Origin of the sequence: Paenarthrobacter sp. TAF1 (assembly GCF_052113825.1) — a bacterium.
GTDB lineage: Bacteria > Actinomycetota > Actinomycetes > Actinomycetales > Micrococcaceae > Arthrobacter > Arthrobacter nicotinovorans.
Genome location: NZ_JBFRDO010000009.1, coordinates 1 through 25,630 on the forward strand (window position 1 = coordinate 1; position 25,630 = coordinate 25,630).

A 25,630-nucleotide genomic window follows, 5' to 3' on the forward strand; every position below is an offset into this window, starting at 1 on the left:
ATCAACCAGGAACTGCCTGAAGGACTGCTGTCCGTGGTCTCCGGCGGCCGCGACGTCGGCGAAGCGCTGGCCTCGCACGACGCCATCGGCAAGGTCATGTTCACCGGCTCCACCGCCACGGGCAAGGCGATCATCCGTTCGTCGGCCGACACGGTCAAGCGGCTCACGCTGGAACTCGGCGGCAACGACGCCGGTATCGTCCTGCCGGACTCCGACCCCAAGGCCATCGCCGAGGGGCTGTTCTGGGGGGCGTTCATCAACACCGGCCAGACCTGCGCCGCCCTGAAGCGCCTGTACGTGCACGAGTCCCAGTACGAAGCCGTCTGCTCAGAGCTTGCAGCTGTTGCTGCTGCCATGCCGATGGGCAACGGYCTGGATGAGAACAACGTTCTGGGCCCGCTGCAGAACCGGCAGCAGTACGACATCGTGGCCCGCCTGGTTGAAGCCGCCCGCGATTCCGGTGCGCGCGTGTTGATCGGCGGCAACCCCGACGCCGACCAGCCCGGCAACTTCTACCCGACCACCCTGGTGGCGGACATCGATAACGACAACCCGCTGGTGGCTGAAGAACAGTTCGGACCCGCGCTGCCGATCATCAAGTACAGCACCGTTGACGAGGCCGTCGCCAAGGCGAACGCGCTCGACGTCGGACTGGGCGCCTCACTCCACCGGCCGGGGCAGGCCCCGCTGCGCATGTCGACGGTAGCTCGACGAACGCAGCGGCCTGCCCGCGCTGGGTGCGCAGCGCCTGGGGATTCAGTTGAGTGCACCACGGTGGATAGACCCGGAAGCCGCGTTTGCCCTGACTCGGGCCGGAACTGACATAGCCCAGTGAGATCAACTGTTCAGGGGTGAACCGGAATACTCCGAAACGCTCACCGTCCTCCACGAAGACGAGCAGGCCTGACAACGACTCCGCCGCGGTGAACGGGCGGGTTGAACCACTGACGTCCCGCTTCCACACCGCCACAAAAGCACCCGGTTTCGTCGGCGTGATCCGCGCAGTCCGTATGCGCCACTGCTGTCCGGCGATCAACGCAACTCCGGATTCATAGTCGCTGTTCTGCTCTTCCGCGTGGACAATGCCGCTGGAATCATCAGGAACCGGCTGCCGGGCTACGAAGCGCTCAAAGGCGTGGAAGTTCACCTGTCGAACCCTACAGGCCACGAAAGCTGTTCCTCGCCCCCGCTTGTCCAGTCACAGGTTGGACGCGGTTGGGTCGCCGGACGCTCACCGTGTAACCATGAGCAGCATGGCCCAAAAGATTGCGTACCAAGGCGAGCCCGGAGCCAATTCGGATCTCGCATGTAAGGAAATGTTCCCCGAGCTTGAAAGCGTCCCATGCGCCAGCTTTGAGGACGCGTTTGAACTGGTCTCCAATGGAGACGTCGATCTGGCCATGATCCCCATCGAGAACTCCATCGCTGGACGAGTGGCCGACATCCACGTGCTGCTCCCCCAGTCGAAACTCCAGATCGTCGGCGAGTACTTCCTGCCGATCCACTTTGACCTGATGGGAATCCCAGGCAGCACCATTGAGGACGCCACCGAGGTCCACAGCCACATCCATGCGCTGGGTCAGTGCCGCAGGATTATCCGCGAAGCCGGGCTCAAGCCTGTCATTGCCGGGGACACAGCGGGATCAGCCCGCGAAGTCAGCGAGTGGAATGATCCGCGCAAACTGTCGCTGGCTCCGCCGCTTGCCGCCAAACTGTACGGACTGGACGTGCTTGCCTCCGGCGTCGAAGACAACCCAAGCAACACCACCCGCTTTGTTGTCCTGGCCCGGGAACGCGAACTTCCCACCAAGGAAGAACTCCCCGGTCCCGCAATCACCAGCTTCGTCTTCCGGGTCCGCAACGTTCCCTCAGCCCTCTACAAGGCACTGGGTGGATTCGCGACCAACGGCCTCAACATGACCCGTTTGGAAAGCTATATGGTGGGCGACGAGTTCGCGGCAACCATGTTCCTGTCCGACGTGGAGGGGCACCCCGAGGACGCCCGCCTGCGCCGTGCGCTGGAGGAATTGGAGTTCTTCACCACGGAAGTGCGCGTCCTCGGCGTCTACGCAGCAGATGCCTACAGGGAACGGAACACGGTCAGCGCCTGACCCGGTTGATAGCCACAGCGTCTAGGCTCCGGAACGACCGTGGGCCAGCCCGGTCGGAATGCCGATGAGCACCGGCTCCGGAGCGGAGCAGCAACTGTTGGAATCATCCTCCGCAGACGCAGCGGCAACAGCAGGAACGTCACAACTGGTGCCGGCATCGGACGAACACACGCCGGTTTCCGGTAGTTCCAAGTGCACGGCGTCAGCCGCCACTCGATCCCCTGCCAGCGCCGCCGCCACCGAGCGGACCTGCTCGTAGCCGGTAGCCAACAGGAATGTGGGAGCACGGCCGTAGGACTTCATGCCCACAATGTAGAAGTCCTTCTCCGGGTGCGAAAGTACCTTGGCGCCGTGCGGCGGAACAGTGCCGCAGGAATGGAACTCGGGATCGATGAGCGGCCCCAGTTCAGTAGGCGCCTCAACAGCCGGGTCCAGGTCCAGGCGCAGCTCACGGAGCATATCCAGGTCCGGGCGGAATCCAGTACAAGGCACGACGACGTCTGCCACCAGGTCGCGTCCGTCGCCGGACTTTACGGTCACGCCGTGCTCGGCATCGGTCAGCGAGCTGATGCCAAAGCCCGTGTGGAGTTCTATCGTTCCGGCGTCGACCAAGCGGCGAAGACGGGAGCCAAGTTGTCCGCGCGCGGGCAGTCCATCGGCATCTCCGCCACCGTAGGCTTTCTCTGCCGAGGCTCCCCGGACAGCCCAAAGAATACGTGTTCCCGGTTCTTCCTTGGCCAGTTCCGCAAGGTTGATCAAAGTATTCGCCGCGGAGTGCCCCGCACCGACCACCAGGACCCGGCGTCCAGCGAAGGTATGCCGGTCCCGCCCTGAGACGTCGGGAAGGGATGATGAGATCCTGTCAGAGGCGCGGTCCTCACCGATGGCAGGCAGGCCCGACATCCCCAGCGGGTTACGCCTTGACCATGTGCCTGAGGCATCGATGACCGCCGAAACGGCGTAGTCGCGTACCTCCCCCGCGGTATCTTGAACGCGCACAACAAAGGGGGTCGTGTCGCGGTTGCGCCCTTGGGTCTTGTCCAGGCCGCTACGGGTGACGGCGAGAACCCGGTCTCCCGTCCGGAGTCGGGAAGCGATCGCCGGGATGGCGGACAACGGGGCAAGGTAGTTGTCGATGAGTTCGCCGCCGTAGGGAAGCGCAGTCAGCCGCGGTGACTCCCAACCCGTGGGTTCAAGCAGGCGGACGGCCGCGGCGTCGAGGTTGAATCGCCATGGCGAGAACAACCGGATGTGGCGCCATTGTCCAATGGCGGCACCTGCCGTTGCTCCGGCTTCGAAGATCAGCGGGTCCAGGCCGCGCTCGAGCACGTGGGCTGCTGCAGCCAATCCGACGGGACCCGCACCGATTATGGCGACGGGAAGGTTTTCAACCATGAGTGACTCATACCTCCATTGGTATTGCTCAGAAGTGGGTTGGCTCTTCGACCAGTGCTGTTGCGATGCTGTCCGCATCATCCAGGGCGGCCAGGTACCGTTCGGCGTCCAAGGCAGCCGCGCAGCCCGTGCCGGCCGCTGTGATGGCTTGCCGATAGCGGTGATCCACGGCGTCGCCGCAGGCGAAGACACCCGACAAGTTGGTCAGCGTGGTGGGCGACTCCACCTTGATGTAGCCCTCGTCGTCGAGGTCCACCTGGCCCGCAACGAGCTCCGTGCGTGGCAGGTGGCCAATAGCAACGAAGATGCCTGTAGCTCCCTGCTCCCGGGTTTCGCCGGTACGGGTGTCCGTGAGGGTCACGCCAGTTACTTTGCTGTCGCCGTGGATCTTGGTGATGGCCGAGTTCCAGGCGAACGTGATTTTCGGATTGTCCTTGGCGCGCTGGGCCATGATGCGGGATGCCCGCAATTCACCCTTCCGGACCACCACTGTCACGGACTTGCCGAAGCGCGTGAGGAACGTGGCCTCCTCCATGGCTGAGTCCCCGCCACCAACCACGATGATGTCCTGTTCGCGGAAGAAGAAACCGTCACAGGTGGCACACCAGGACACACCGTGTCCGCTGAGCTTCTTCTCCTCCGGGAGGCCTAGCTCCTTGTACGCGGAACCGGTGGCAAGGATGACGGCCGGAGCCTCGTGGGTCTCACCCGCCCCGGTAACCACCCGCTTCAGGTGACCTCTGAGTTCAACTTCCGTGACGTCGTCGAACACTATGCGGGCGCCGAACTTTTCGGCCTGTTCCTGGAGACCGTCCATGAGCTCGGGACCTTGGATGCCTGCCGGGAAACCGGGGAAGTTCTCCACTTCGGTGGTGTTCATCAGGGCGCCGCCGGCCGTGACTGAACCTGCCAGGACCAGGGGGTTCAGGCCTGCCCGGGCGGCATAAATGGCGGCCGTGTACCCCGCGGGGCCGGACCCGATGATGATCAATTGTTCGTTGCTCACGGGTGTCTCTCCTGTTTCTCGGGGTTTACTTGGCTGCAGGGATCAATGAGGCAATCAGGTCCTCGATACGTGTCTTGATTTCGTCGCGGATCGGGCGGACTGCGTCCAGGCCTTGGCCTGCGGGGTCTTCCAAAACCCAGTCCTCGTAGCGCTTGCCTGGAAAATACGGGCACTCGTCGCCGCATCCCATGGTGATGACGACGTCGGACTCCTTGACCGCCTCCGTGGTGAGGACCTTTGGTATCTCGGCGGACATATCGATGCCAAGTTCAGACATGGCTTCGACGGCAGCAGGGTTGACTTTGTCTGCGGGCTGCGAACCGGCGGAGCGGACTTCGATGGCTCCGTCGGAGAGCGTCGTGAGGAATGCTGCGGCCATCTGGGAGCGTCCCGCGTTATGGACGCAGACGAACAGGACTGAAGGCTTCTTGGCGTTTTCGGTGGTCATGGTTTCCTCGAAGGTCAGGCAGCGATGGTGGTGGAAGGAAAATAGCGCTCGCGCGCCCAGAGGGCTACATACACAAGTGCAACAAGGACGGGTACTTCAATCAAGGGCCCGACGACGCCGGCGAGGGCTTGGCCCGAGGTTACGCCAAAGGTTCCGATCGCTACAGCGATGGCGAGTTCGAAGTTGTTGCCGGCGGCCGTGAAAGCGAGGGTGGTGGTTTTGGCGTAGCCGAGATTCAGCAGGCGGCCTGTCAGCATCCCGGCGCCGAACACCACCAGGAAGTAGACCAGCAACGGCAAAGCAATGCGGAGAACATCCATCGGCCGGGACATGATGATGCCGCCCTGGAGCGCGAACAGAAGTGTGATGGTGAAAAGGAGGCCGTAGAGCGCCCACGGACCAATCCTGGGCAAGAGGACGTCCTCGTACCAGATGCGTCCTTTGGCCTTCTCGCCAAAGACCCGGGTGAGGAAGCCGGCGAGCAGCGGGATACCAAGGAAGACGAGAACTGAGAGCGTGATGGCCCAGAAGGAGAAATCGGCAGCGGTGGTGGGAAGACCAAGAAGGGAGGGCAGCCACTGGAGGTAGAACCAGCCAAGGCCCCCGAATGCGACCACTTGGAAGACTGAGTTGATGAAGACAAGAACGGCCGCGGATTCACGGTCTCCGCACGCGAGGTCGTTCCAGATCATCACCATGGCGATGCAGCGTGCCAAACCCACAATGATCAAGCCTGTCCGGTATTCCGGCAGATCGGGGATGAACAACCACGCCAGCGCAAACATGAAGGCAGGGGCCAGAACCCAGTTGATCACCAGCGAGGTGACCATCAACTTGCGGTCGGCCAGCACCCGGTGTGCCTGGTCGTAGCGGACTTTGGCGAGAACCGGGTACATCATCGCCAGCAGGCCCAGGGCGATAGGCAACGAGACTTCGCCGATCTTCACGCCCTCCAGGGCACTATTCAGCCCTGGAATGAGACCGCCCAGAAGCAAACCCAGGACCATGGCGGCGATTATCCAGAGGGGGAGGAAACGGTCAACGGCCGAAAGCTTTCCCACGACGGCGGCGCCCTGGTTCACCTCACGGGCTGCGGTTTTCGTCGGGATGCTCACGTGGCTCCTGATCTCGATGCCCGCTATCGACGGGGCAGAACATTGATGAACTTCGATATTGAGTATGTCCAACTATATCGATGCTTGTCAATGTATGGCACCATGGGTGTATGAAGTCCGGGCCTGTTCTTGAGTTGACACAAGTAGAAGCGGAAGAGTGCTGCGAGCCGTCGGGGCCGTCGTCCATCGACGAATACGAGGCTCAACTCCGGGCATCGGTATTCAAAGCCCTTGCGGACCCCAACCGCCTGCGCCTTTTGTCCATCGTCAAGGGTTCGGAAGGAGGCGAAGCCTGCGTTTGCGACCTCACCGGGCCCCTGAGCCTCGGCCAGCCCACAGTGTCCCACCACCTTAGAATCCTCGTGGATGCGGGCCTCCTCCACCGCGAGAAGCGCGGCACCTGGGCTTATTACTCCATGGTCCCCGGCGCAATGGAACGGACCAGCAGCCTCCTGGAAAGCCTGTGACTTTCCCAGCCGCCACCAGCCCACGCCCGCTGGACGGCGCACGGCAAGTTATACGTCCGATGACGGGACAGGACTGGCCCGGAGTGAGGGAGATCTTCACAGCCGGAATCGAGTCCGGGCACGCCACTTTCGAAGCCAATGCACCGGAATGGGAGCAATTCGACGCTTCGCGCCTGCAGGAACACCGGCTGGTTGCTGACGTGGACGGCGTGGTGCTGGGCTGGGCCGCGGTTTCGGCGGTGTCGTCCCGGGCCGCTTACGCCGGCGTCGTGGAGCATTCCATCTACGTTGCCCGGGAAGCCAGGGGCTTGGGCATTGGGAAGAACCTCCTCCGGGCACTGATCGCCTCCACGGAGAGTGCCGGCATCTGGACCATCCAAGCCAGCGTGTTCCCCGAGAACGAAGCCAGCCTTCGGCTCCACACAGCCGAAGGCTTCGTCGTTGTCGGACGCCGGGAGCGCATCGCCCGCATGCCTGGAGGTCCCCGCGTCGGTCAGTGGCGTGACACCGTCCTGATTGAGCGCCGGTCGCGGCAGGTGTAACTACCTCCCCACCGGCGCTTCTTCCTCTTCACGGGTCCCGGCCGAAGGTGCCGAAGATTCACGGGCCAGCTTGCCCGGCCACCAGATCCTGCTGCCGATGTCATAGGCGAGCGCGGGGACCAGCAGCGAGCGGACCAGCACGGTATCCAGCAGCACGCCGAAGGCCACGATGAATGCCAGCTGCACCAGGAACATGATGGGGATGACGCCCAACGCCGCGAACGTAGCTGCCAGAACCACACCGGCGGAAGTGATGACCCCGCCAGTAACGCCCAAGCCGCGGAGGATGCCTGGGCGGGTTCCGTGCTTCAACGACTCTTCGCGGACCCGGCTCATCAGGAAGATGTTGTAGTCCACACCCAAGGCAACAAGGAACACGAAGCCGAACAGCGGCACGGTGGCATCGGCTCCGGAGAATCCGAAGAACCCGTTGAACACCCATGCCGAGACACCCATCGCGGCACCGTAGGAGAGCACTACGGAGAGCACCAGCAGCACAGGTGCTACCACGGAGCGCAGGAGGAGCATCAGGATGAAGAGGATGACCACCAGGACGATCGGAATGATGACCACGAGGTCGCGCTGGGCAGTGGTGTTGGTATCCAGCGCTGTGGCTGTCACCCCGCCCACCAATGCCCCGGAGTCAACCTCGCGGACTGATGACCGCAGTTCTTTCACGGCGTTTTCGGCTTCGATGGAGTCCGCCGCTGAGTCCAGGGTGGCATTGATGAGGACCCGGCCGTCGCGGACGGCGGGATCGGAAGGAGTTCCCGGCGCTCCGGTAATGGGGACGTTTCCTTCGGCCAAAAGGTAGGCGTCACCAACTCCGTTGGCTGCTTTGACCTTGTCCAGGACCTGCTGCGCGGAACTTTGCGAGGCGACGACGACGGCGGGGCTGCCGCTGCCGGCGTCGAAATGGCGCGCCAAAGCTTCCTGGCCGTCGACGGCGTCGGACTTGGCCAAAATGACGTCCGTCTGCGGCACACCGTTTGCCTTCAGCTGCAACACACCTGTGGCAGCGACCAGGAGCAGCAACACCGATGCCACCCAGACAACGCGGGGACGTCGTGAAACCAGACGGCCCGTGGCGCGCCACAAACCCTTTTGCCCCTCAAGTCCGGTGACAATCTCAGGTTCGCGTTCGTCGTCGGGCAGGAGCTTGGGGCGGAAGGGCCAGAAGGCAGCGCGGCCCAGCAGCGCCATCAAGGCGGGCAGGAGCGTGAGCGCGGCGAACAATGAGCAGAGAATGCCTGCCGCCGCTACGGGACCGAGGGCCTTGTTGGAATTCAGGTCTGAGAAGAGCAGGCAGAGCAGGGCGATGATCACTGTGGCACCCGAGGCGAGGATCGGCTCAAAGGACGCCTTCCAAGCTGTCAGGACTGCCCGCGTCCGGTTGCTGGTGTGGGTCAGGGCCTCACGGAAGCGGGCCACGAACAGCAGCGCATAGTCGGTGGCCGCGCCGATCACCAGGATGGACAGGATGCCCTGGCTTTGCCCGTTGAGCTGGATCCAGCCCATCTTGGCCATGGCGAAGACCAGCAGTATTGCGGCGCACAAGGCGAACACCGAGGTGAAGAGTACCGCCAGCGGGAGCACCACCGAGCGGTAGACCAAAAGCAGGATCACGAACACGGCGCCCAAAGCGACCAACAGCAGGATGCCGTCAATGCCGCCGAATGCGTTGACCAGGTCAGCGGTCAATCCCGCGGGGCCTGTAACGAAGGCCTTCATGCCATCCGGGGCGCCCGGCTGCACGACGTCGCGCAGTTCCTTCACCACGTCCCGTATTTCATCGGTGGAAGCGATCGGAACGATGTACTGGACGGCTTTTCCGTCTTCGGACGGAATAGGCCCGACGACGGCGCTCCCCAGCTTGAGTGCCTCAATGTCGGTTTTCAGTTTGGCTGCTTCGCCCAGTTGGGCCGGGGTGAACGCTGCATCGTTTTCGAGGATGACCACCGCGGGGATCTCTTCGGAGTCGCGGAACTTGGCCTGCCAGTCGCCGGCTTCGGTAGCTTCGGCCCCGGCCGGGAGGAAGGAAGCCTGGTCATTCGATGAGACCTCGTCCAAACGCCCGAAGGTAGGGCCGCCGACTCCTGCAATGCCCAGCCAGGTGATGACCAGCACCACGGGCACCAGCCAGCGTAGCCAGAACGGTACTTTCTTCGGGTTCATGAGTCCTTCTTCTGTGGGGATGCCAGTGCGGGTCTTTATTCCACCATAGATTATCTCTATGATGGAACTATTCCAAGGCCTCAAGGGAAGGAATGCCGGATTCGGGGACTGCGGGGAGTAATATCCGGAAGGCAGCAAACACGAGACGACGCTGGCAGGAGGGCGGACATGTCGGACTCATCAGTCCCGCGCCCCGACGCATTCCAAGGAGCGGACTTTCCTCAATCCGCCGCGCCCCAAGAACTTGTGCGGATCCTCCAGGACTTCACCTTGGAAGCCAACCATTACGTGGACGCAGCCGGCGGGCAGAACGACATGCACCGGACCGACATGAATGCCCTGGCCGTCATCATGCGCCACTCCGCGGCCGGCCAAGTGGTCACGCCTGGCGTGCTCCGTGCTGAACTCCGGCTCAGTTCCCCCGCCACCACCGCCTTGATTGATCGCCTGCACGCCTCCGGGCACGTTGTCCGTGAGCGTCTGGGAACGGACCGCCGCCAGGTCCAGCTCCACATGACACCCAAGGCGTACCGCGACGGCAGCGCAATGTTCATGCCGCTCGCCATCCGGATGGGCAAGGCGATGGCCGCGTACAGCACCGAAGAACTGGAGCTGGTCCAGCGCTTCATGACCGACATGGTGGAGGCAACCGTCGAGGCCCGCCAACAGGCAACGCACCCGGAACCGAAGTAGCGGCAGTTCAGGCCGTTCCACCAAAACCGGCATGCGTGGTTGTAGCGTTTCCCTATGAACGCGCAGCAGCCTGAAGATGTCTATACCCACGGACACCACGAGTCGGTTGTCCGGGCCCACGCCTCACGGACGGTCGAAAATTCGGCCGCGTTTGTCATCCCGCATCTCACCACCGGGATATCGGTCCTCGACGTCGGCTGCGGACCTGGCAGCATAACGTGCGATTTCGCGGGGCTGGTTGCGCCCGGGCAAGTAATAGGCCTGGACCGGTCTGCCGATATTGTGGCTCAGGCAACCGCACTCGCCGCCGAGCGCGGCGTGGACAACGTGACCTTCCAGACGGGCAACATCTACGATCTCGACTTCGAAGACGAATCCTTCGACCTCGTCCACGCCCACCAGGTCCTCCAGCACCTCACCGACCCCGTCGCCGCGCTGCGCGAGATGCGCCGGGTGGCCAAGCCCGGCGCTATCGTTGCCGTGCGGGACGCCGATTTCCACGGCATGAGCTGGTACCCGGAAGTCCCTGAACTTGATCACTGGATGGAGCTCTACCAGAAGATCGCGCGCCGCAACGGAGCAGAACCCGACGCCGGCCGACGCCTGGTCTCGTGGGCGCAGCAGGCAGGTTTCACACAGGTGGCGCCCACCAGCAGCAACTGGCTCTACGCCACGGCCCAACAGCGCGCCTGGCAATCCCGGGTGTGGAGTGAACGGGTACTGCACTCCGCTTTTGCCGAGCAGGCCTTGGAGTACGGCTTCGCAAACGAGGCCGACCTCGCCCGGATCGCAGCCGGATGGCACCGCTGGGGCGCTACCGAAGACGGCTTTTTCCTCATTCCCAACGGAGAGGTCATCGCCCGGGCCTAGAAAGTTTTGGGACCCATGTAGAAAAGTCCGCCGCTGTTCCGACCCATGGGTGAAGCGCCCACACAGGGCGCCACGTCAAAGGAGTTTGAGATGAAATACATGATCATGATGTTCGGATCGGCCGAGGGCATGATGGAGACCGCCGATCCGGAATGGATCCGGGAAATGATCGGCTTCATGATCCAGATCGACAAGGACCTGACCGAATCCGGCGAACTCGTCTTCAACGCGGGCCTGGCCGACGGCAGCACCGCCAAGCTCGTCAAACAAACCCCGGATGGCGTGATCACCACCGACGGACCCTACGCCGAGGCCAAGGAGTCCTTGGTGGGCTACTGGGTGGTCGATGTTGCCAGCGAGGAACGCGCCGTGGAGATCTGCTCAAGCATTGTGAAATACGCGCAGGTCGTGGAGCTTCGTGCCATCCCGGACGGACCACCGGAGGTCTAGCTGGACTCTGACCGGGACATGCACATCGAGGACCTGCTGCGCACCCTCGCGCCGCAGGTCCTCGGCGTGCTGGCACGCAAGAACGGCCAGTTCGATGCATGCGAAGACGCCGTCCAGGAAGCCCTGCTGGAGGCCGCACTTCAGTGGCCCCATGACATGCCACGTGATCCGAAGGCCTGGCTGACGGCCGTCGCAAACCGAAGGCTTGTGGATATGTGGCGGAGCGAAAGCGCCCGGCGTGCCCGCGAAGAACGCGTGTCGGCCATGGACGCCGATCACTCCTACCAGTCAGCTCCGGAAGCAGACGACACCCTTACCCTCATGTTCCTTTGCTGCCACCCCGCCTTATCGGCACCGTCGCAACTCGCCCTTACCCTGCGGGCAGTTGGAGGACTCACGACGGCGGAAATCGCCTCGGCTTTCCTGGTCCCCGAAGCGACCATGGGACAACGCATCAGCCGTGCGAAACAGGGGATCCAAAAGGCGGGAGCGACGTTCAGCATGCCGCCGCCTGCCGAGCGGAAGGCGAGGCTCGGCGTCGTACTTCACGTCCTGTACTTGATCTTCAACGAAGGCTACGCAGCGAGTTCGGGTTCGTCGCTGCAGCGCGAGGACCTCACCACGGAAGCCATCCGGCTGACCCGGTTGCTGGTGGCCGCTGTGCCGTCGGAGCCTGAGGCGACCGGGCTGCTGGCGCTTATGCTGCTGACCGATTCCCGTCGCCCGGCACGTGCCATGGCCGATGGAACACCGGTTCCGCTGGCTGAGCAGGACCGGAGCCTGTGGAACCGCGGGCAGATCGATGAGGGCATTGCGTTGTTGTCTTCAGTGCTGGGACGGCGCGCCGCCGGACCGTACCAACTGCAGGCGGCGATTGCTGCTGTGCACTCCGAAGCGTCCTCCCATGACCAAACCGACTGGCCTCAGATCCTGGCCCTCTACACGGTCCTGGAGGCCATGGCTCCCAGCCCCGTCGTGACGCTGAACCGTGCGGTTGCGGTGGCGATGGTGAACGGGCCGGCCGCCGGTTTGGAGTTGCTCGCCGGCTTGGATGATGCACTCGGTCGGTCACACCGCCTGGACGCAGTCAGGGCCCATCTGCACGAGATGGCGGGCTCCTTTCCCGAGGCCCGCGCAGCGTTCCTGGACGCAGCAAGGAAAACCCGCAGCCTCCAGGAGCGGCGATACCTGCTGGGCAAAGCCGCAAAGCTGGACTCCACCGGGCCCTGACCCCATATAGTCGGAACCATGGAACAGCGCATACTTGGCAGGACCGGCCGATCCGTTTCAACCGTCGGGCTGGGAACATGGCAACTCGGAGCCGACTGGGGTTCCGTCACTGAAGCGGACGCCTTTGCCGTGCTGGAAGCCTCAGTGGAGCATGGCGTCACGTTCTTCGACACGGCGGACGTCTACGGCGATGGGCGCAGCGAGCAGTTCATTGGACGCTTCCTCAGTGCCCACCCGGAACTGAATGTCACCGTAGCCACCAAAATGGGGCGCAGGGTCGATCAAGTCCCCGAAAATTACACCCTCAAGAACTTCCGCGAATGGACCGATCGTTCGCGCCGCAACCTGCAGCAGGACACCCTGGACCTCGTCCAGTTGCACTGCCCGCCCACCTCTGTTTACAGCAACGATGAAGTGTACGACGCCCTGGATACCTTGGTCAGTGAGGGTGCCATCCGCAACTACGGCGTCAGCGTGGAGCGGACGGACGAGGCCCTCGAAGCCATCAAACGCGGAAACACTGCCTCCGTGCAGATCATCCTCAACGCGTTCCGCCTGAAGCCCCTCGACGAGGTCCTGCCCGCAGCCAAGGAAGCCGGCGTCGGCATCATCGCACGCGTACCGCTCGCCTCCGGCCTGCTCTCCGGAAAGTACACGCCCGAAACAGAGTTCCCCGCCAATGACCACCGGAACTACAACCGGGACGGGTCCTCGTTCGATGTCGGCGAAACGTTCTCCGGCGTCGACTTCGCCACCGGCGTCAAGGCCGCGCAGGAGTTCAGCGCACTGGTTCCCGACGGCGTCACCACCCCGCAAGCGGCCCTCGCCTGGGTCGTAGCCCAGGACGGCGTCACGTCAGTGATTCCGGGAGCCCGCTCCGCCCAGCAGGCTGCTGCCAACGCGGAAGCCGGAGAGATGAAGGTTGTCGGTGCGGGTCTCGGCGATGGGGTTCGGGATATCTACGACCGTTACTTCCGCGAAGCGATTCACCCGCGCTGGTAGGCGGCAGGCCGGCGTCGCTTGCTGTGAATCGTGTCCGCTGCGATGACCGCGATAAACCCCAATATCAGTGGGGAAATGCCCCCATCAACAAATGCCATGGCCAAGAGACTCGTCCTTGTCGTGTGAACGGTTTCATAAAACAGCAGAGACAGAACCGACGCCAATACCAAGGTGCCAAACACGAGCATCTTTAGACGCCTGTCGACTGCAAGTCTTCGATAGGCAACCGAGGCAGCGAAGCACGCCAGCACGGTGGCGACCTGAAGCTCCCACGGAAAGCGTTTGGCAATTGAGGTGGCCGGGGTGCCGGAGAGATCGAACAAGTACCCACTAAGCATGCCCTCCGTTTGAAGAGCGAGGTAGCCGATCACCAGTACCACCAACACTGAGCCGATGGGCATCACCACTGCTGCGAGTTTTGGTTTTTTCATGTGAACGACTGCTTCAAAGCAAAGAGCAAATTGGAAAAAGTAAATTTGACGGGCGTTGCATCCACATCCGAGGACAGCAGGTAAATGGTGACGGAGCGGCCGCCACACCTGGCGTTTGCGTCCTTATCCAAAACTCGACCACTGACGGTATCAACGGCAATATTCATTCTTGATGATGCAATTTGCATTTCTCTCCATCCCCATTACGGGACCCCCGGTTAGAGAATAATACTGAAGCGCAAAGCGATCAACTATAGTCACCGGCAATTTTCGAAGCCCAAGACATGCTGGACAAACATGGAGATGCACTTAGAACGTGAACCATCAATTCGTGACGCGAATTGTGAAACTATTTATTGAATCTTAGCTGTCAGGTCCGCGCCGATAGGCGGCAGGCCGGCGTCGGGCGTTACCAACCGCTGCGCGTTGGCGTGTGGCCCTTCCTGGCTTCCTCGGGCATGGCCATTTCTGCCCGCAATCCGAGTAATCGGATGGGGCGGTCGGGCTCGATCTTGGCGGTGAGGCCGAGGGCCTGGGCCAGGACTTCGTCGCGGTCGTAAGTCTCGGGAATTTTCCTGGCATAGGTCTTGGTGAAGAACGGCTTATACCTGACCTTGAGCGTCAACCCAACCACGGGGCGACCTTCGGCGGCGACGTCTTCCAGGACCCGGGCCGTCAGCTCCTTGAGGGCGTCCTCGATCTGGCCAGGTTCCGTCAGGTCCTGTTGGAACGTGGTTTCGCGGCCGTGGGCCCGGGCAACCCAAGGGGTGTCGTCCACTTCCGCGGCACCCTCGCCACGGCCCAGTTGCGCGTACCACGGGCCCATTTTCGGGCCGAATTCCGGGACCAGGTCCTGGGGATCAGCGGCAGCGAGGTCGTTGACTGTGGTGATCACGTGGGTGGCCAGCCGCTTGGAAATCTTCGGCCCGACGCCCCACAGCTCAATGGTTGGCCTGTCCCCCATGACCTCCAGCCAGTTGTCCTTCGTCAGGCGGAAGATGCCGGCGGGTTTGCCGAAATCAGTTGCGTTCTTGGCGCGGACCAGCGTGTCACCGATACCCACGCTGCAATGGAGCCGGGTGGTTTCGAGCACGGCTTCCTGGATCTGCTGTGCGTAAGCTACCGGGTCCTCGGTTTCCACTCCGACAAAGGCCTCGTCCCAGCCCAGCACTTGCACCGTTGCGCCGGGTTGCTCACGCAGGGTGGCCATCACGGTTTCCGAGGCCGCCAGATAGGCTTCCTGGTCGACCGGCAGGATGATGGCGTCCGGCACTTTCCGCGCTGCGATGCGCAGCGGCATGCCCGAGCCCACGCCGAACGCCCTGGCCTCGTAGGACGCCGTCGAAACGACTGCCCGTTCGGTGGGGTCTCCGCGGCCGCCGACAATGATCGGCTTACCGGCCAGCTCGGGCCGCCTCAGTACCTCGACCGCCGCTATGAACTGGTCGAGATCAACGTGCAGCACCCAGGGAGTTCCGCTCACGGGATCAGTCTGCCTCATTGCCGGGGGCCTTGGCTGTACCTTCACGACCCTCTTTCAACCCACAGCAGCGCTAAATCAACCTATTCCGGGTGCATTCCGTGGCTGCAGCGGCTAAACAAGGTCAGGAAGCATCGCGTCCCGGGCACCCGGCCTGAGCCTTCTCAACAAAGCAGCAGGGAAGCGATCCACAGCTTAAAACCCCTCGGGGGAAAGAAGCCTCCGTTCCCTTAGGGTTGGAGGACCAGGAAGAAGTCCTGTGGTGCCGTTAAAGAACAATGGACCCGACGGCAATCGGGTCCCTGTTCGGCGCGGTGCGCTCATTTGGTGCGGTTGGAGGGCCTTAGAACCTCAAACATCACCTCTTGAGTCTATGGCCCCCGACACCATGGGCGCAACGCTTGTAGCTCCCATGGTGTGGCCGCGTCCTGTTCCCTCGGGAGGAGGTGCCCGGTATGAAGTCCAAACGGAAACGCGAGGAATCATGGGGCGCCTGGAACCTCGTGGTCAACATCATCCGGCTAGCCGTTGATGTTGCCCGCTGGTTCTGGCACAACATCCCCTAAGCGGGGGCAGTGGCCGCCAGCCCCAGGTTGGCGGCCACTGTCACAAGTCCGGCAAAGGTGGTCGTCGCGGTACGCGTCCCGGCCACCCGCCGCCCCCGCATAAGCTGAGATGGTGCAGTTTTCACTTTGGCTGGCCCTGGTAAGCGCCGGCACCCTCATCAGTTTCACTCCCGGCGCCGGCGCGATCTTCACCATGAGCAACTCGCTGAACTCAGGCTTCCGACGCTCCATCTGGGGCATCCTCGGCCAACAGGTGGCGTTGATCATCCACATCCTGATCGTCGCTCTCGGTGTGGGTGTCCTGGTTTCCAATTCGCCGGTCATCTTCAACGTCATCCGATACGCTGGCGCCGCGTACCTGGTCTACCTTGGTATCCGCCAGTTCCTGCGCAAGCCTGACTTGGACAAAGAGCAGGTCGATGACAAGAAGAACGAGCCCGCACTGTCCATGTTCCAGCGGGGTGTCTGGGTCAACCTGCTGAACCCAAAGGCAATTGTTTTCTTCCTGGCCTTCATGCCGCAGTTCATCCGCCCGGACCAGCCCCTGGTACAGCAATATGTAGTGCTGACCGCAACAGTCCTCGCCATCGACATCATTGTCATGTGGTTCTTCTTCGCCTTGGCAGCACGTTCATTCCAACGCTTTACCCATGACCAGAAGGGCCAAAAGGTCCTCAACCGCGTGTTCGGTTGCCTATTTGTGCTGGTCGGCATCCTGCTGGCGGTCATTCACTAACCCCGGTACGTCATGGCCGAATGCTACGGTCGGAGGCATGGAAGCTGACTGGATCGAGCACCGGCGTGCGGATGGCGGCGAGCATGTGGGGTGGATGAAGCCCGTGGATGAGGGATTCGTCGCCATCGACATGCTGGGACGCCCGCGCACGGACGTTGTGGATTGGTTCACCGCCGAGGAAACGCTCAATGACCTCGGCCTGCGGTACCTGGCCGACCCCCATGAATTACGGCTCGACGACGGCGGCTGGCTGCGCGTGCGGATCGCGGAGGTCACGCCCTCCGCAGTTCGGGTGAAGAAGGACGACTGGGGCGACATGACCGCTCCGCAGATCTACTTCACAGTTTCGCTGCCTGTCACAGAGGAACAGCTCCGCCCGTTGAAGCGATAGCCGGCCGGAGCTATGCAGACCGGTTCTACGCCGTAGATCCGCGCACCACCAGGGAGCTCTCCAGCGTCACATGCGGCTCCTTGAGAGCCACACCCTCCATCAGCCCGCGGAGCTGCTCCCCAGCTCTGCGGCCCAGCGGTCTCGCGGGCAGGTGCACAGTGGTGAGGCTGGGATTGCTGGTGGCCGAGTATGGAAGGTCATCGAAGCCCGCCACGGCCAGCTTTCCCGGAATGGCGACACCCTCCACCCGCGCTTCCTGCAGTACGCCGTAGGCATGGGTATCCGTACCGCAGACGACGGCGGTCACCCCCTCGCGCTCCCACGCGGGCCAGGCGTCGGCGAAAGCAGCGGCGGCAGCACCGACGTCGATCGCTGTACTGATGACATGCCCGGCGTCGACCACCAGCCCGCAGGCAGCGGCTTCTTCCAGGAAGGCTTCACGGCGCAGCTGGAACGTCGCGGTTCCGGTGATGCCGTCGACGTAGGCGGCACGGGTGTGTCCGGATGCAGCCAGGTGCCGGGCCAGTTCGCGGGCTCCTTGGGCGACGTCGAGGTTCACGGACGGCGCGTACGACTCCAGCCCGGGAGCGTCCAGCAGCACCAGTGGACCGGCTGCGGAAAGGTCTTCCAGGAACTCTGCGCTCGGGGCACCCACCAGCAAACCTGCCGGGCGGAGGGCCAACAACTTCTGCACGTCGGAAGCCTGCGGCGATTCGCCGGCGTCGGTCACTGAGAGGAGCAGCTGGTACTCCGCACCCAAGGATTCCCGCACCCCGGCGATGACGTTGGCGAAGAACGGGTTGGACACGTCAGGGGTGACCAGGATGACGATGGAGCTGACTCCGCGGGCCAGCGAGCTGCCGATACTGTCCACCACGTAGCCCAGTTCGGCGATCGCAGTACGGACGCGGGAGATGTTGTCGTCGGATACCCGGCCCTGGGTTTTGCCGTTGGCCACCAGGGAGACCGTGGCTGTGGAAACACCGGCCCGGGCGGCCACCATGGCAGCCGTCACCCTGGGCGTGCGATGAGCACGGCTGCTGCGCCGATCCAGGGATTCCATGCATCGATCGTAGCGTTGTTCCGCTGCTCTGACCTGCGCCAAGGCATCAAGCGCTTGACGCACTCTACGTTAAGCGTTTGACGTTCTGGCCGGTCGGATGCCAGAATCGCCCTGAATGCTTATCGCCCTGCCCGGGCAAGTTCCCGGCAGGCCCCAATGACGTGGAGACAAACGTGGACCCCAACACACGCAAGAAGATCATTCTTGACTGCGACCCCGGCCATGACGACGCAGTGGCACTGCTGCTGGCGCACGGCAACCCGGACATCGAATTGCTCGCTGTGACCACTGTGGTGGGCAACCAGACCCTTGAGAAAGTCACGCGCAACGCCCTCTCGGTAGCCACCATCGCAGGCATCACCGGAGTTCCGTTCGCCGCCGGCTGCGACCGCCCCTTGGTCCGCACCATCGAAACGGCCCCCAGCATCCACGGCGACTCGGGCATGGACGGCCCGGAACAGCCCGAGTCCGCCATCGAGCTCGACCCGCGCCACGCCGTCGACCTCATCATTGAAACCGTCATGGCGCACGAGCCGGGCACCGTCACCCTGGTTCCCACCGCCGGACTCACCAACATCGCGATGGCCGCGCGCAAAGAACCGCGCATCGTGGAGCGCGTGAAGGAAGTCGTCCTCATGGGCGGCGGCTACCACGTGGGCAACTGGAGCGCGGTGGCCGAGTTCAACATCATCATCGACCCCGAGGCCGCACACATCGTCTTCAACGAAAAGTGGCCCGTGGTGATGGTCGGCCTCGACCTCACGCACCAGGCACTGGCCACGGACGAGGTGGTCAACAACATCGCGGCCATCGGCACCAAGCCGGCCAAGTTCGTCCTGGAACTCATGGAATTCTTCAAGAAGACCTACAAGGACGCCCAGGGCTTCGACTTCCCGCCGGTCCACGATCCGTGCGCCGTGGCCTACGTCATCGATCCCAGCGTCATGACCACCCGCAAGGTGCCCGTGGACATCGAACTCCAGGGCAAGCTCACCCTCGGCATGACCGTAGCCGACTTCCGCGCGCCCGCGCCGGAGGACTGCCACACCTCGGTGGCAGTTGACCTCGACCACAAGAAGTTCTGGGACCTGGTCACCGATGCGATCCAACGGATCGGCGAACCAACGCACGACGGCGGCGCTGACGCCACCGTGATTGCCGAAACGGTCCTGGCAGGAGAGTCCAACTAATGTCCACGCTCACCGAAACAAAGTCCGCCCGCGGCAACGTCACCGCGCTCATGGTTGCCCTGCTGGCAGCCTGCGTGGCCTTCCAGCTCAACGCCTCCATGCTCAGCCCTGCCCTGGTCACCATGGGCAACGAACTCAACACGGATCAAGCCACCATCGGCCTGTCCCAGACCTGGTTCTTCACCGCTGCTGCCCTGTTCTCGCTCTTCCTTCCGCGCCTGAGCGACATCGTTGGCCGCAAGAAGATCCTGGTGGGCATGATGCTCCTCATGGCCGTCGGATCCGTCATCGCCGCGATGGCCCCTGACGTGACGTGGCTCTTCGTGGGCCGCATCATCCAGGGCGTCAGCGGACCGACCGTCCCGCTGTGCCTGATCATGCTTCGCTCCGCCGTCAGCAACCCGCGCAAGTACGGCACGCTCATGGGCCTCATCACGGCCGTCAACGGCGGCGTGGCCGGCGTCGACTCTTTTGTCGGAGGCTACTTCGCTGAGAACTTCGGCTTCCGCAGCATCTTCTGGCTCATGGTGGCCCTCGCCGTGGTGGCCACGGTCCTTATCGCCGTCCTGGCCGGCGAGAGCAAGCCCGCCGCCGGCACCACCATGGACTGGCTGGGCGTCTTCTTCATCGTGATCGCCGTGGGCGCACTGCTGACGGCACTGAACGAAGGCTCCAAACTGGCCACCGCCTTCGATTCCGGCACGTTGACCCTGGCCATCAGCCTGACGGTGATTGCCGCCGTCGCCTTCTTTGCGTTCTGGACTGTCGAGAAGCGCGCCAAGCAGCCCATGGTGGAAACCGTGCACCTGCGCCAGCGCTCCACGTGGGCACCACTGCTGACCACCACCCTCACCATGACCGGTATCTTCGCGGTCATCAACGGCATCGTCCCGGCCTACGTCCAAGCTGCCGATCCGGGCTTCGGCGTCGGCCCCACGGAGATGTCGCTGATCATCCTGACGCCATACGCGCTGCTCGGTTGGATCTTCGGCCCGATCAGTGGCCGCCTCGCACCGATTCTGGGCTACACCAAGGTCCTGCGCATCGGCCTGGTCGGCAGCCTCGTGGCACTGGCCATCATTGCGTTCTTCGGCCTCAACAACCTGCCCATGATGATCCTGGGCACGGCCCTGCTGGGCATCATGTACGCCGGCACCGTCAACATCATGCTGAACGGACTTGGCGTGGTCCTTTCGCCGCAGGGCAACCCCGGCTTCCTCCCGGGCATGAACGCCGGCGCGTTCAACCTCGGTGCCGGGTTGAGCTTCCTGGTCCTTCCCGCGGTCCTCGTCGCAACGGCCTCCTTGAATGACGCCAAGGCGTCGTACCTGACCGTTGTGGTAGTGGGCCTCGCGATCACCTTCGCCGCGTTTGCCGCTTCGCTGCTGATCCCCAAGCCGGTGGACGCAGAAGTGGCCGAGGCCGGGACGGTGGCCGCATGAGCAACGGCAGCAACGCGCCCAAAGCGGGGATCGTCGTCGTCGGCTCCCTCAACGCCGACCTCACCATCTACACCGACCGCCTCCCCAACCCAGGCGAGACGGTCCATGGCAACGGGTTCGCGGTGAACCCCGGGGGCAAGAGCGCCAACCAGGCGGTGGCTGCCAGCAAGCTCGGCGGCAAGGTCAGCCTGATTGGCGCGGTGGGCGAGGACCCCAACGGCACCATGCTCCTGGACTCGACCGCCAGCGCCGGAGTGGACGTGTCCCGCGTCCGACGCTCCGATGCAGCTACCGGAGTCGCGGTCATTTCCGTCGATGCGCGCGGCGAGAACAGCATCATCATCTCCGCCGGAGCCAACGGGACGCTGCGGCCAGCGGACGTGGAGGCTGCCGCTTTCGCCGACGCTGCCGTCGTCTGCCTGTGCCTGGAAGTGGGGATGGATACCGTGGTGGCCGCCGCGCAGGCAGGGCACGACGCCGGAGCTACAGTCTTGCTGAACCTCTCACCGTACGCTGAGGTGCCCGAGGTTCTGGCCGGCCTGAGCGACGTTCTGCTAGTGAATACGCACGAGGCCGCGATGTTCCTTGGCTCGGAGGCCGACATTCCCGATGCCGACGCCGAAGCTGAGGCATGGGAGCCGGTCCGGGCCCAATTCGCGGACCGTGGACTGCAGCGTGTGCTCGTGACGCTGGGCGCGCAGGGCTCCGTGGTCTTGGACTCGATCGCCCGTGGAGCGGAGGACCAGATCACGCGCATCTCCCCCACCAGGGTGGACGCCGTGGACACGACGGGCGCCGGAGATGCGTTCACGGGTGCTGTTGCTGCCCGGCTGGCCGCAGGTGATTCGCTGGCCGACGCGGCCGCGTTTGCCTCGGTGGCCGCCGCCCTGGCCGCAACGAAGAAGGGCACGCAGGCCGCGTATGCGAGCCGCGAAGAAGTCGAGGCTGCACGGGCGTCCTAAGCGGCACGGCACCCAACCAGGGGACAGCACGCGCTCTCATGAGCCTTCATTGGAGCGTGCACTGTCCCCTCTTTGGGTTAAGCGGACTTGCGGGCTGCCTTGGGTTAAGCGGACTTGCGGGCTGCCTTGGGTTAAGCGGACTTGCGGGCTGCGCGCTCCACGGCTTTGCGCTCCACGGCTTTGCGGGACAGCGCTCCGTGGCCGGCCATGAGGCGCGGCACCACGAGATAGACGGCCGTGGGGACAACGAATGCGGTCAGCACGAGTGCGCGCAGAACGGGATGCCAAGGCTCCATGATCGGGCCGAGCAGCAGCATTCCTACAGATACAAGCGGAAATATGGCGATCCAGGTAATGAGCGCCCGCATGTGAACGGAGGGCCCCTGTGGGCGGGCTGCGGCCGGGGCCACGGGGGCAGTTGTTTCGGCGGCGACTTCGGTCGTCATCAGATTCTCCAACCAGATAGTTGCAATTGACTTGAGATCACAATAGCCGGACCTTGGAACAATTACAACTACTTAGTTGGAAACTGCTAATATGACCCTATGGCATGGGACACGGAACGAACCAAGGCACTGCTGCTGGAAGCGGCAACCACCGAGTTCTGCACACGTGGACTGGCGGGCGCCCGCATCGACAGGATCGCGTCCGAGGCCGGCGTCAACAAAGAGCGGATCTACCAGTACTTCGGGAACAAGAACGGGCTGTTCGACGCCGTGATTGTCGCGGCGCTCAGCTCCCTCATGGACGAAGTACCCATCGAGGGCAACGGCCCCGAAGCCATGGCGGACTATGCGGGCCGGCTCTTCGACCATCACCAGGAAGACGCAACGGCCCCCCGTTTGCTGTTCTGGGAAGGCCTGGAACGGGGGTCCGACGTGGTTGGCCTGCCTAAACGCATGGCCAACTGCGCATCGAAGGTAAACAGCACCATCGCAGCCCTGCCCGGAATCTCCCGGGAAGACGCGGGAGACCTCCTCATCACCATCGTGAGCCTCTGCGATTCCGCACCGGTGTTGCCGGCCTTGGACGGACTCATGGCCGGCAATGACCCCGGCCGCATCCAAAGGCGACGCGCCGCCGTCGTGCGCACCGTCCACCTGGCCGCAGCAGCGCTGGCCGCCGAAGCCACAGCAGCCGCCACCGCCTGATCGAAGCGGTGCAGAACCTCCCCCTGTGACAGCTTTGACAGCAAAAGTGACTCACTTGTGAAGTTGCCCCTAGCCAAGAGGGGGTGCCATCAACCATGCTTGCTCCATGTACTCAACGACGAGCCCATACCGCATCATCACGGTCTGCACCGGAAACATCTGCCGCTCGCCCATGGCAGCGCTCATGCTGACCGAAGCCTTCACTGCGGAAGGGCTCGGCAAGCTTGTAGTGGTGGATTCAGCGGGCACTACGGGCTACGAGGTCGGCCACCCCATCGACCCACGCGCCGCCCGCGTCCTGACAGCCCAGCACATCGCCTCCGAGGACCACGTGGCCCGGGAATGGCGGCACGAATGGTTCGCCGGGCGGGACCTGATCCTGGCCCTGGACGTCGACCACTTCGGCTGGCTCCAGGAAGGCGCCCCTGACCGCGCCTCACTGGAAAAGGTCCGCATGCTGCGAAGCTTCGACCCCCAAGTGGCCGACCGCAGCTCCCTGGACCTTGGCATCGAAGACCCCTGGTACGGCGGGCACACGGACTTCGACAACACCTGGACGCTCATCAAATCGGCCATCCCGGGAATCGTGGAACACGTCAAAGCAGCCATCGCCTCCGGAGACACCGAAGCAGGCCAGGAGCACCAGCAGGTAACCTCTATGACATGACCCCTGCACCCGTGATCATCGCTGTTGACGGCAGGTCCGGCGCAGGCAAAACCACACTGGCCGTCGAGCTGGCGGCCCGGCTTCGGCAACACCATAAAGTTTCGCTCTTCCACCTCGAGGACATCTATCCGGGGTGGAACGGCCTGCGTACCGGCATCGAGCGTTACGTGGCCACCGTGCTCACCCCGCTCAGCCAGGGAACGGCCGCAGAATGGGTCAGCTGGGACTGGGAACGGCACTACGACGGCGGGTTGAACGTCACGCTGCCCGCGGAAATCGTCATCGTGGAGGGCGTGGGATCCGCCGCCGACGCCGCCCGCCCCATGCTGGACGCCGTGGTGTGGGTGGAAGCGCCGGGTGACGATCGCCGTCGTCGAGCCCTGACGCGCGACGGAAGCACCTACGAACCCTACTGGGACACCTGGGCTGCGCAGGAAGAAGAGTGGCTCTCGGACGACTCCGTCATCGCCGAAGCCGACATCCACGTCCAAAATCCCGCCAACGGCAGCGCGCCGGACCACGTTCTCCAGGCACTCATGTACCTGCCGGCGCTGGCAGCCATCCTCTCCCCCGAACTGAGCGCACGGCGCGGGCTGCAGTTGCGGTCCGAGCGCCTGGAGGCGACGCCGGACGCCGCACGCCTTTTCGAAACCCTCTACGGGCAGTCGCGGAACGCCGTGTGGCTCGACTCGTCCAACGCGGCCGCAGTGGCCGGCCGCTCCCAAGCCGCGGCCCGCAGCCGCTTCAGCATCCTGGCCGACGACGGCGGCACTTTCGGCCAGACGGTATCGCACCGTTCCGGGGTCACCACCGTCACGGCAGGGTCAGCCTCTGTGACCACATCCGGCCCCTTCTTCCGGTGGCTGGACTCGGTCTGGGGCAGACGGGCGGTCCGCGCGCCCCGCGGATACGACGGCCAATTCACGCTCGGCTGGCTGGGGTACCTGGGGTACGAACTCAAGCGCGAGACCGGGGGCAACGATGTCCGTTCCGACACCCCGGACGCCGCACTCCTCTTCGCGGGCCGGGCCGTGGTGCTGGACCACCGCGAACAGACAGTATGGCTGCTGGCCCTGGACGCCCCCGACGCGGACGAGTGGCTACGCGAGGCGCGGGCCGCCGTCGTCGGGTCTTCCGGTGCCGCTTCTCCAGGCGCGGATGCCGCCCCCACGGCAACCGTCCCCGAATTCGTCAGCCGCGATTCCGCCACCGACTACAAACGCAAAATCGCCGACTCCCAGCACCAAATCGGCGAGGGCAACTCCTACGAAATCTGCCTGACCACCACGCTGGAAGCACCCGCGGGGAGCTTCGACGTGTGGACCAGCTACCTTGCACTGCGACGCCGGAACCCGGCCCCGTTCGCCAGTTACCTGCGGTTCGGGGAGCTGGAGGTCGCCAGCACCTCACCTGAGCGGTTCCTGCGGATCCTGTCCGACGGCGGCATGCGCGCCGAACCGATCAAGGGCACCAGGGGCCGGTCTGCCGACCCTGACGCGGACGCAGCCCTGCGGCAGGACCTCGAGACATCGCTGAAGGACCGCGCCGAAAACATCATGATCGTGGACCTGCTCCGCAACGATCTCAGCCACTTCGCCATCCCCGGTTCGGTGACGGTGAGCAGGCTGTGCGCCATCGAAAGCTACGCGACCGTCCACCAGATGGTGAGCACCGTGGACGCACACCTGAGGCCAGGCGCTCCCCGGGCAGAAGCAGTAGCCGCCGCGTTCCCGGCAGGATCCATGACCGGGGCGCCCAAGATCAGCACCATGGACATCCTCGACCAACTCGAAGCAGGGCCGCGCGGCATCTACTCCGGCGCCATCGGCTACTTCTCCCTGAACGCCGCCACCGACCTCGCGGTGGTCATCCGCACCTTGGTGGCCAATCCCGACGGCGGCAGGGGGCGTACCCTCACGCTCGGCGTAGGCGGCGCCATCACCTCGGACTCCGTGGCCGACGACGAATACGAGGAAATAAGGACCAAGGCCTTCGGGGTGCTCTCCACCCTCGGCGCCGGCTTCCCCGACTGAATCCCCGGTGAGGA

The 25,630-nt window shown here is 63.8% G+C and carries 27 protein-coding genes and 1 pseudogene; 17 read left to right on the forward strand and 11 right to left on the reverse strand.

Features of this window, described 5'->3' with window-relative positions:
• Positions 1 to 822: aldehyde dehydrogenase family protein (locus tag AB4Y81_RS13045; RefSeq protein WP_441996049.1), on the forward strand; the 822-nt coding region annotated here is incomplete at its 5' end.
• On the opposite strand, the pseudogene AB4Y81_RS13050 reads toward AB4Y81_RS13045, so the two are convergent.
• A pseudogene (locus tag AB4Y81_RS13050) lies at positions 767 to 1,168 on the reverse strand (MepB family protein); the annotation flags it as partial. The gene AB4Y81_RS13045 and the pseudogene AB4Y81_RS13050 overlap by 56 nt on opposite strands.
• Before the next feature lie 85 nt (positions 1,169 to 1,253).
• Between AB4Y81_RS13050 and AB4Y81_RS13055 the strand changes: the two are divergent.
• Positions 1,254 to 2,111 (forward strand): prephenate dehydratase, encoded by an 858-nt coding sequence (locus tag AB4Y81_RS13055; protein ID WP_018778233.1) that lies wholly within the window; start codon positions 1,254 to 1,256, stop codon positions 2,109 to 2,111.
• Between the two features lie 21 nt (positions 2,112 to 2,132).
• Here AB4Y81_RS13055 and AB4Y81_RS13060 read toward each other — a convergent pair whose 3' ends face one another.
• From AB4Y81_RS13060 to arsB, 4 genes are read right to left on the reverse strand one after another with little or no spacing between them, the layout of a single operon-like run.
• Positions 2,133 to 3,506, reverse strand: a complete 1,374-nt coding sequence (locus AB4Y81_RS13060; protein WP_441996050.1) for an NAD(P)-binding domain-containing protein — start codon at positions 3,504 to 3,506, stop codon at positions 2,133 to 2,135.
• A 28-nt stretch (positions 3,507 to 3,534) separates the two neighbouring features.
• The gene (gene trxB, locus AB4Y81_RS13065) at positions 3,535 to 4,512 is read right to left on the reverse strand and encodes a thioredoxin-disulfide reductase (RefSeq protein WP_055972774.1); all 978 of its coding nucleotides are present in this window, start codon (positions 4,510 to 4,512) and stop codon (positions 3,535 to 3,537) included.
• A gap of 25 nt (positions 4,513 to 4,537) precedes the next feature.
• Complete coding sequence (locus AB4Y81_RS13070; RefSeq protein ID WP_039243062.1) at positions 4,538 to 4,960, reverse strand: arsenate reductase ArsC; 423 nt, start codon at positions 4,958 to 4,960, stop codon at positions 4,538 to 4,540.
• A gap of 14 nt (positions 4,961 to 4,974) precedes the next feature.
• Complete coding sequence (arsB, locus tag AB4Y81_RS13075; RefSeq protein WP_441996051.1) at positions 4,975 to 6,075, reverse strand: ACR3 family arsenite efflux transporter; 1,101 nt, start codon at positions 6,073 to 6,075, stop codon at positions 4,975 to 4,977.
• Positions 6,076 to 6,185: 110 nt separating this feature from the next.
• On the opposite strand from arsB, the gene AB4Y81_RS13080 reads away from it, so the two are divergent.
• Entirely contained in the window at positions 6,186 to 6,542 is a 357-nt protein-coding gene (locus AB4Y81_RS13080; RefSeq protein ID WP_018778228.1) for an ArsR/SmtB family transcription factor, read from the forward strand.
• A gap of 59 nt (positions 6,543 to 6,601) precedes the next feature.
• Positions 6,602 to 7,084 carry a GNAT family N-acetyltransferase gene (locus AB4Y81_RS13085; RefSeq protein WP_441996096.1) on the forward strand — a complete coding sequence of 161 codons (483 nt, stop codon included), beginning with the start codon at positions 6,602 to 6,604 and terminating at the stop codon, positions 7,082 to 7,084.
• Here the strand turns inward: AB4Y81_RS13085 and AB4Y81_RS13090 are convergent, their stop codons facing one another.
• On the reverse strand, positions 7,085 to 9,259 hold the full coding sequence (locus tag AB4Y81_RS13090) for an MMPL family transporter (RefSeq protein ID WP_441996052.1): 2,175 nt from the start codon (positions 9,257 to 9,259) through the stop codon (positions 7,085 to 7,087).
• Between the two features lie 168 nt (positions 9,260 to 9,427).
• Between AB4Y81_RS13090 and AB4Y81_RS13095 the strand changes: the two genes are divergently transcribed.
• From AB4Y81_RS13095 to AB4Y81_RS13115, 5 genes are all read left to right on the forward strand, one after another.
• Positions 9,428 to 9,952 carry a MarR family winged helix-turn-helix transcriptional regulator gene (locus AB4Y81_RS13095; protein ID WP_441996053.1) on the forward strand — a complete coding sequence of 175 codons (525 nt, stop codon included), beginning with the start codon at positions 9,428 to 9,430 and terminating at the stop codon, positions 9,950 to 9,952.
• A gap of 54 nt (positions 9,953 to 10,006) precedes the next feature.
• Positions 10,007 to 10,822 carry a methyltransferase domain-containing protein gene (locus AB4Y81_RS13100; RefSeq protein WP_018778224.1) on the forward strand — a complete coding sequence of 272 codons (816 nt, stop codon included), beginning with the start codon at positions 10,007 to 10,009 and terminating at the stop codon, positions 10,820 to 10,822.
• Between the two features lie 90 nt (positions 10,823 to 10,912).
• Positions 10,913 to 11,272 (forward strand): YciI family protein, encoded by a 360-nt coding sequence (locus tag AB4Y81_RS13105; protein WP_018778223.1) that lies wholly within the window; start codon positions 10,913 to 10,915, stop codon positions 11,270 to 11,272.
• Between the two features lie 18 nt (positions 11,273 to 11,290).
• Complete coding sequence (locus tag AB4Y81_RS13110) at positions 11,291 to 12,502, forward strand: RNA polymerase sigma factor (protein ID WP_441996054.1); 1,212 nt, start codon at positions 11,291 to 11,293, stop codon at positions 12,500 to 12,502.
• Positions 12,503 to 12,520: 18 nt separating this feature from the next.
• Positions 12,521 to 13,504, forward strand: a complete 984-nt coding sequence (locus AB4Y81_RS13115) for an aldo/keto reductase (protein ID WP_416429610.1) — start codon at positions 12,521 to 12,523, stop codon at positions 13,502 to 13,504.
• Here the strand turns inward: AB4Y81_RS13115 and AB4Y81_RS13120 are convergent.
• The 3 genes from AB4Y81_RS13120 to AB4Y81_RS13130 all read right to left on the reverse strand — a co-directional run bounded on the left by AB4Y81_RS13120 (position 13,489) and on the right by AB4Y81_RS13130 (position 15,436).
• On the reverse strand, positions 13,489 to 13,935 hold the full coding sequence (locus AB4Y81_RS13120) for a hypothetical protein (protein WP_144401333.1): 447 nt from the start codon (positions 13,933 to 13,935) through the stop codon (positions 13,489 to 13,491). The genes AB4Y81_RS13115 and AB4Y81_RS13120 overlap by 16 nt on opposite strands.
• Positions 13,932 to 14,123: a hypothetical protein gene (locus AB4Y81_RS13125; RefSeq protein ID WP_189076286.1), complete on the reverse strand. Its 192-nt coding sequence runs from the start codon at positions 14,121 to 14,123 to the stop codon at positions 13,932 to 13,934. Before AB4Y81_RS13125 ends, AB4Y81_RS13120 begins: the two co-directional genes overlap by 4 nt.
• Before the next feature lie 221 nt (positions 14,124 to 14,344).
• Positions 14,345 to 15,436 carry a DNA polymerase IV gene (locus AB4Y81_RS13130; protein WP_441996055.1) on the reverse strand — a complete coding sequence of 364 codons (1,092 nt, stop codon included), beginning with the start codon at positions 15,434 to 15,436 and terminating at the stop codon, positions 14,345 to 14,347.
• A 654-nt stretch (positions 15,437 to 16,090) separates the two neighbouring features.
• Between AB4Y81_RS13130 and AB4Y81_RS13135 the strand changes: the two genes are divergently transcribed.
• Together AB4Y81_RS13135 and AB4Y81_RS13140 are read left to right on the forward strand one after the other, a co-directional pair.
• Entirely contained in the window at positions 16,091 to 16,717 is a 627-nt protein-coding gene (locus tag AB4Y81_RS13135; protein WP_431229738.1) for a LysE family transporter, read from the forward strand.
• A gap of 37 nt (positions 16,718 to 16,754) precedes the next feature.
• Entirely contained in the window at positions 16,755 to 17,108 is a 354-nt protein-coding gene (locus tag AB4Y81_RS13140) for a hypothetical protein (protein ID WP_275776485.1), read from the forward strand.
• 25 nt (positions 17,109 to 17,133) lie between these two features.
• Here AB4Y81_RS13140 and AB4Y81_RS13145 read toward each other — a convergent pair whose 3' ends face one another.
• Entirely contained in the window at positions 17,134 to 18,171 is a 1,038-nt protein-coding gene (locus tag AB4Y81_RS13145; RefSeq protein ID WP_055972802.1) for a LacI family DNA-binding transcriptional regulator, read from the reverse strand.
• A gap of 173 nt (positions 18,172 to 18,344) precedes the next feature.
• Between AB4Y81_RS13145 and uriH the strand changes: the two genes are divergently transcribed.
• The 3 genes from uriH to AB4Y81_RS13160 are packed head-to-tail and all read left to right on the forward strand — an operon-like array spanning position 18,345 to position 21,765.
• The gene (gene uriH, locus AB4Y81_RS13150) at positions 18,345 to 19,361 is read left to right on the forward strand and encodes a uridine-preferring nucleoside hydrolase UriH (RefSeq protein WP_018778214.1); all 1,017 of its coding nucleotides are present in this window, start codon (positions 18,345 to 18,347) and stop codon (positions 19,359 to 19,361) included.
• Complete coding sequence (gene uriT, locus AB4Y81_RS13155; protein ID WP_275776491.1) at positions 19,361 to 20,803, forward strand: uridine transporter UriT; 1,443 nt, start codon at positions 19,361 to 19,363, stop codon at positions 20,801 to 20,803. The genes uriH and uriT overlap by 1 nt, the downstream gene beginning before the upstream one ends.
• The gene (locus AB4Y81_RS13160; protein WP_441996056.1) at positions 20,800 to 21,765 is read left to right on the forward strand and encodes a ribokinase; all 966 of its coding nucleotides are present in this window, start codon (positions 20,800 to 20,802) and stop codon (positions 21,763 to 21,765) included. The genes uriT and AB4Y81_RS13160 overlap by 4 nt, the downstream gene beginning before the upstream one ends.
• Positions 21,766 to 21,896: 131 nt before the next feature.
• Here the strand turns inward: AB4Y81_RS13160 and AB4Y81_RS13165 are convergent, their stop codons facing one another.
• Positions 21,897 to 22,211, reverse strand: a complete 315-nt coding sequence (locus AB4Y81_RS13165) for a hypothetical protein (RefSeq protein WP_210077589.1) — start codon at positions 22,209 to 22,211, stop codon at positions 21,897 to 21,899.
• 99 nt (positions 22,212 to 22,310) lie between these two features.
• Here AB4Y81_RS13165 and AB4Y81_RS13170 point away from each other — a divergent pair, with 99 nt between their 5' ends.
• The 3 genes from AB4Y81_RS13170 (at position 22,311) to pabB (ending at position 25,616) form a co-directional block, all read left to right on the forward strand.
• Positions 22,311 to 22,916, forward strand: a complete 606-nt coding sequence (locus tag AB4Y81_RS13170; protein WP_018778210.1) for a TetR/AcrR family transcriptional regulator — start codon at positions 22,311 to 22,313, stop codon at positions 22,914 to 22,916.
• A 106-nt stretch (positions 22,917 to 23,022) separates the two neighbouring features.
• Positions 23,023 to 23,583, forward strand: a complete 561-nt coding sequence (locus AB4Y81_RS13175) for a low molecular weight protein-tyrosine-phosphatase (RefSeq protein WP_441996057.1) — start codon at positions 23,023 to 23,025, stop codon at positions 23,581 to 23,583.
• Positions 23,580 to 25,616: an aminodeoxychorismate synthase component I gene (gene pabB / locus AB4Y81_RS13180; protein WP_441996058.1), complete on the forward strand. Its 2,037-nt coding sequence runs from the start codon at positions 23,580 to 23,582 to the stop codon at positions 25,614 to 25,616. The genes AB4Y81_RS13175 and pabB overlap by 4 nt, the downstream gene beginning before the upstream one ends.
• The last annotated feature ends 14 nt before the right edge of the window (positions 25,617 to 25,630 follow it).

Coding starts and splice junctions, on each gene's coding strand:
- AB4Y81_RS13055 (WP_018778233.1), top strand. CDS start 1,254: ATGGCCCAAAAGATTGCGTACCAAGGCGAGCCCGGAGCCAATTCGGAT.
- AB4Y81_RS13060 (WP_441996050.1), bottom strand. CDS start 3,506: ATGGTTGAAAACCTTCCCGTCGCCATAATCGGTGCGGGTCCCGTCGGA.
- AB4Y81_RS13070 (WP_039243062.1), bottom strand. CDS start 4,960: ATGACCACCGAAAACGCCAAGAAGCCTTCAGTCCTGTTCGTCTGCGTC.
- AB4Y81_RS13080 (WP_018778228.1), top strand. CDS start 6,186: ATGAAGTCCGGGCCTGTTCTTGAGTTGACACAAGTAGAAGCGGAAGAG.
- AB4Y81_RS13085 (WP_441996096.1), top strand. CDS start 6,602: ATGACGGGACAGGACTGGCCCGGAGTGAGGGAGATCTTCACAGCCGGA.
- AB4Y81_RS13090 (WP_441996052.1), bottom strand. CDS start 9,259: ATGAACCCGAAGAAAGTACCGTTCTGGCTACGCTGGCTGGTGCCCGTG.
- AB4Y81_RS13095 (WP_441996053.1), top strand. CDS start 9,428: ATGTCGGACTCATCAGTCCCGCGCCCCGACGCATTCCAAGGAGCGGAC.
- AB4Y81_RS13100 (WP_018778224.1), top strand. CDS start 10,007: ATGAACGCGCAGCAGCCTGAAGATGTCTATACCCACGGACACCACGAG.
- AB4Y81_RS13105 (WP_018778223.1), top strand. CDS start 10,913: ATGAAATACATGATCATGATGTTCGGATCGGCCGAGGGCATGATGGAG.
- AB4Y81_RS13110 (WP_441996054.1), top strand. CDS start 11,291: ATGCACATCGAGGACCTGCTGCGCACCCTCGCGCCGCAGGTCCTCGGC.
- AB4Y81_RS13115 (WP_416429610.1), top strand. CDS start 12,521: ATGGAACAGCGCATACTTGGCAGGACCGGCCGATCCGTTTCAACCGTC.
- AB4Y81_RS13120 (WP_144401333.1), bottom strand. CDS start 13,935: ATGAAAAAACCAAAACTCGCAGCAGTGGTGATGCCCATCGGCTCAGTG.
- AB4Y81_RS13125 (WP_189076286.1), bottom strand. CDS start 14,123: ATGCAAATTGCATCATCAAGAATGAATATTGCCGTTGATACCGTCAGT.
- AB4Y81_RS13130 (WP_441996055.1), bottom strand. CDS start 15,436: ATGAGGCAGACTGATCCCGTGAGCGGAACTCCCTGGGTGCTGCACGTT.
- AB4Y81_RS13135 (WP_431229738.1), top strand. CDS start 16,091: ATGGTGCAGTTTTCACTTTGGCTGGCCCTGGTAAGCGCCGGCACCCTC.
- AB4Y81_RS13140 (WP_275776485.1), top strand. CDS start 16,755: ATGGAAGCTGACTGGATCGAGCACCGGCGTGCGGATGGCGGCGAGCAT.
- AB4Y81_RS13145 (WP_055972802.1), bottom strand. CDS start 18,171: ATGGAATCCCTGGATCGGCGCAGCAGCCGTGCTCATCGCACGCCCAGG.
- uriT (WP_275776491.1), top strand. CDS start 19,361: ATGTCCACGCTCACCGAAACAAAGTCCGCCCGCGGCAACGTCACCGCG.
- AB4Y81_RS13160 (WP_441996056.1), top strand. CDS start 20,800: ATGAGCAACGGCAGCAACGCGCCCAAAGCGGGGATCGTCGTCGTCGGC.
- AB4Y81_RS13165 (WP_210077589.1), bottom strand. CDS start 22,211: ATGACGACCGAAGTCGCCGCCGAAACAACTGCCCCCGTGGCCCCGGCC.
- AB4Y81_RS13170 (WP_018778210.1), top strand. CDS start 22,311: ATGGCATGGGACACGGAACGAACCAAGGCACTGCTGCTGGAAGCGGCA.
- AB4Y81_RS13175 (WP_441996057.1), top strand. CDS start 23,023: ATGTACTCAACGACGAGCCCATACCGCATCATCACGGTCTGCACCGGA.
- pabB (WP_441996058.1), top strand. CDS start 23,580: ATGACCCCTGCACCCGTGATCATCGCTGTTGACGGCAGGTCCGGCGCA.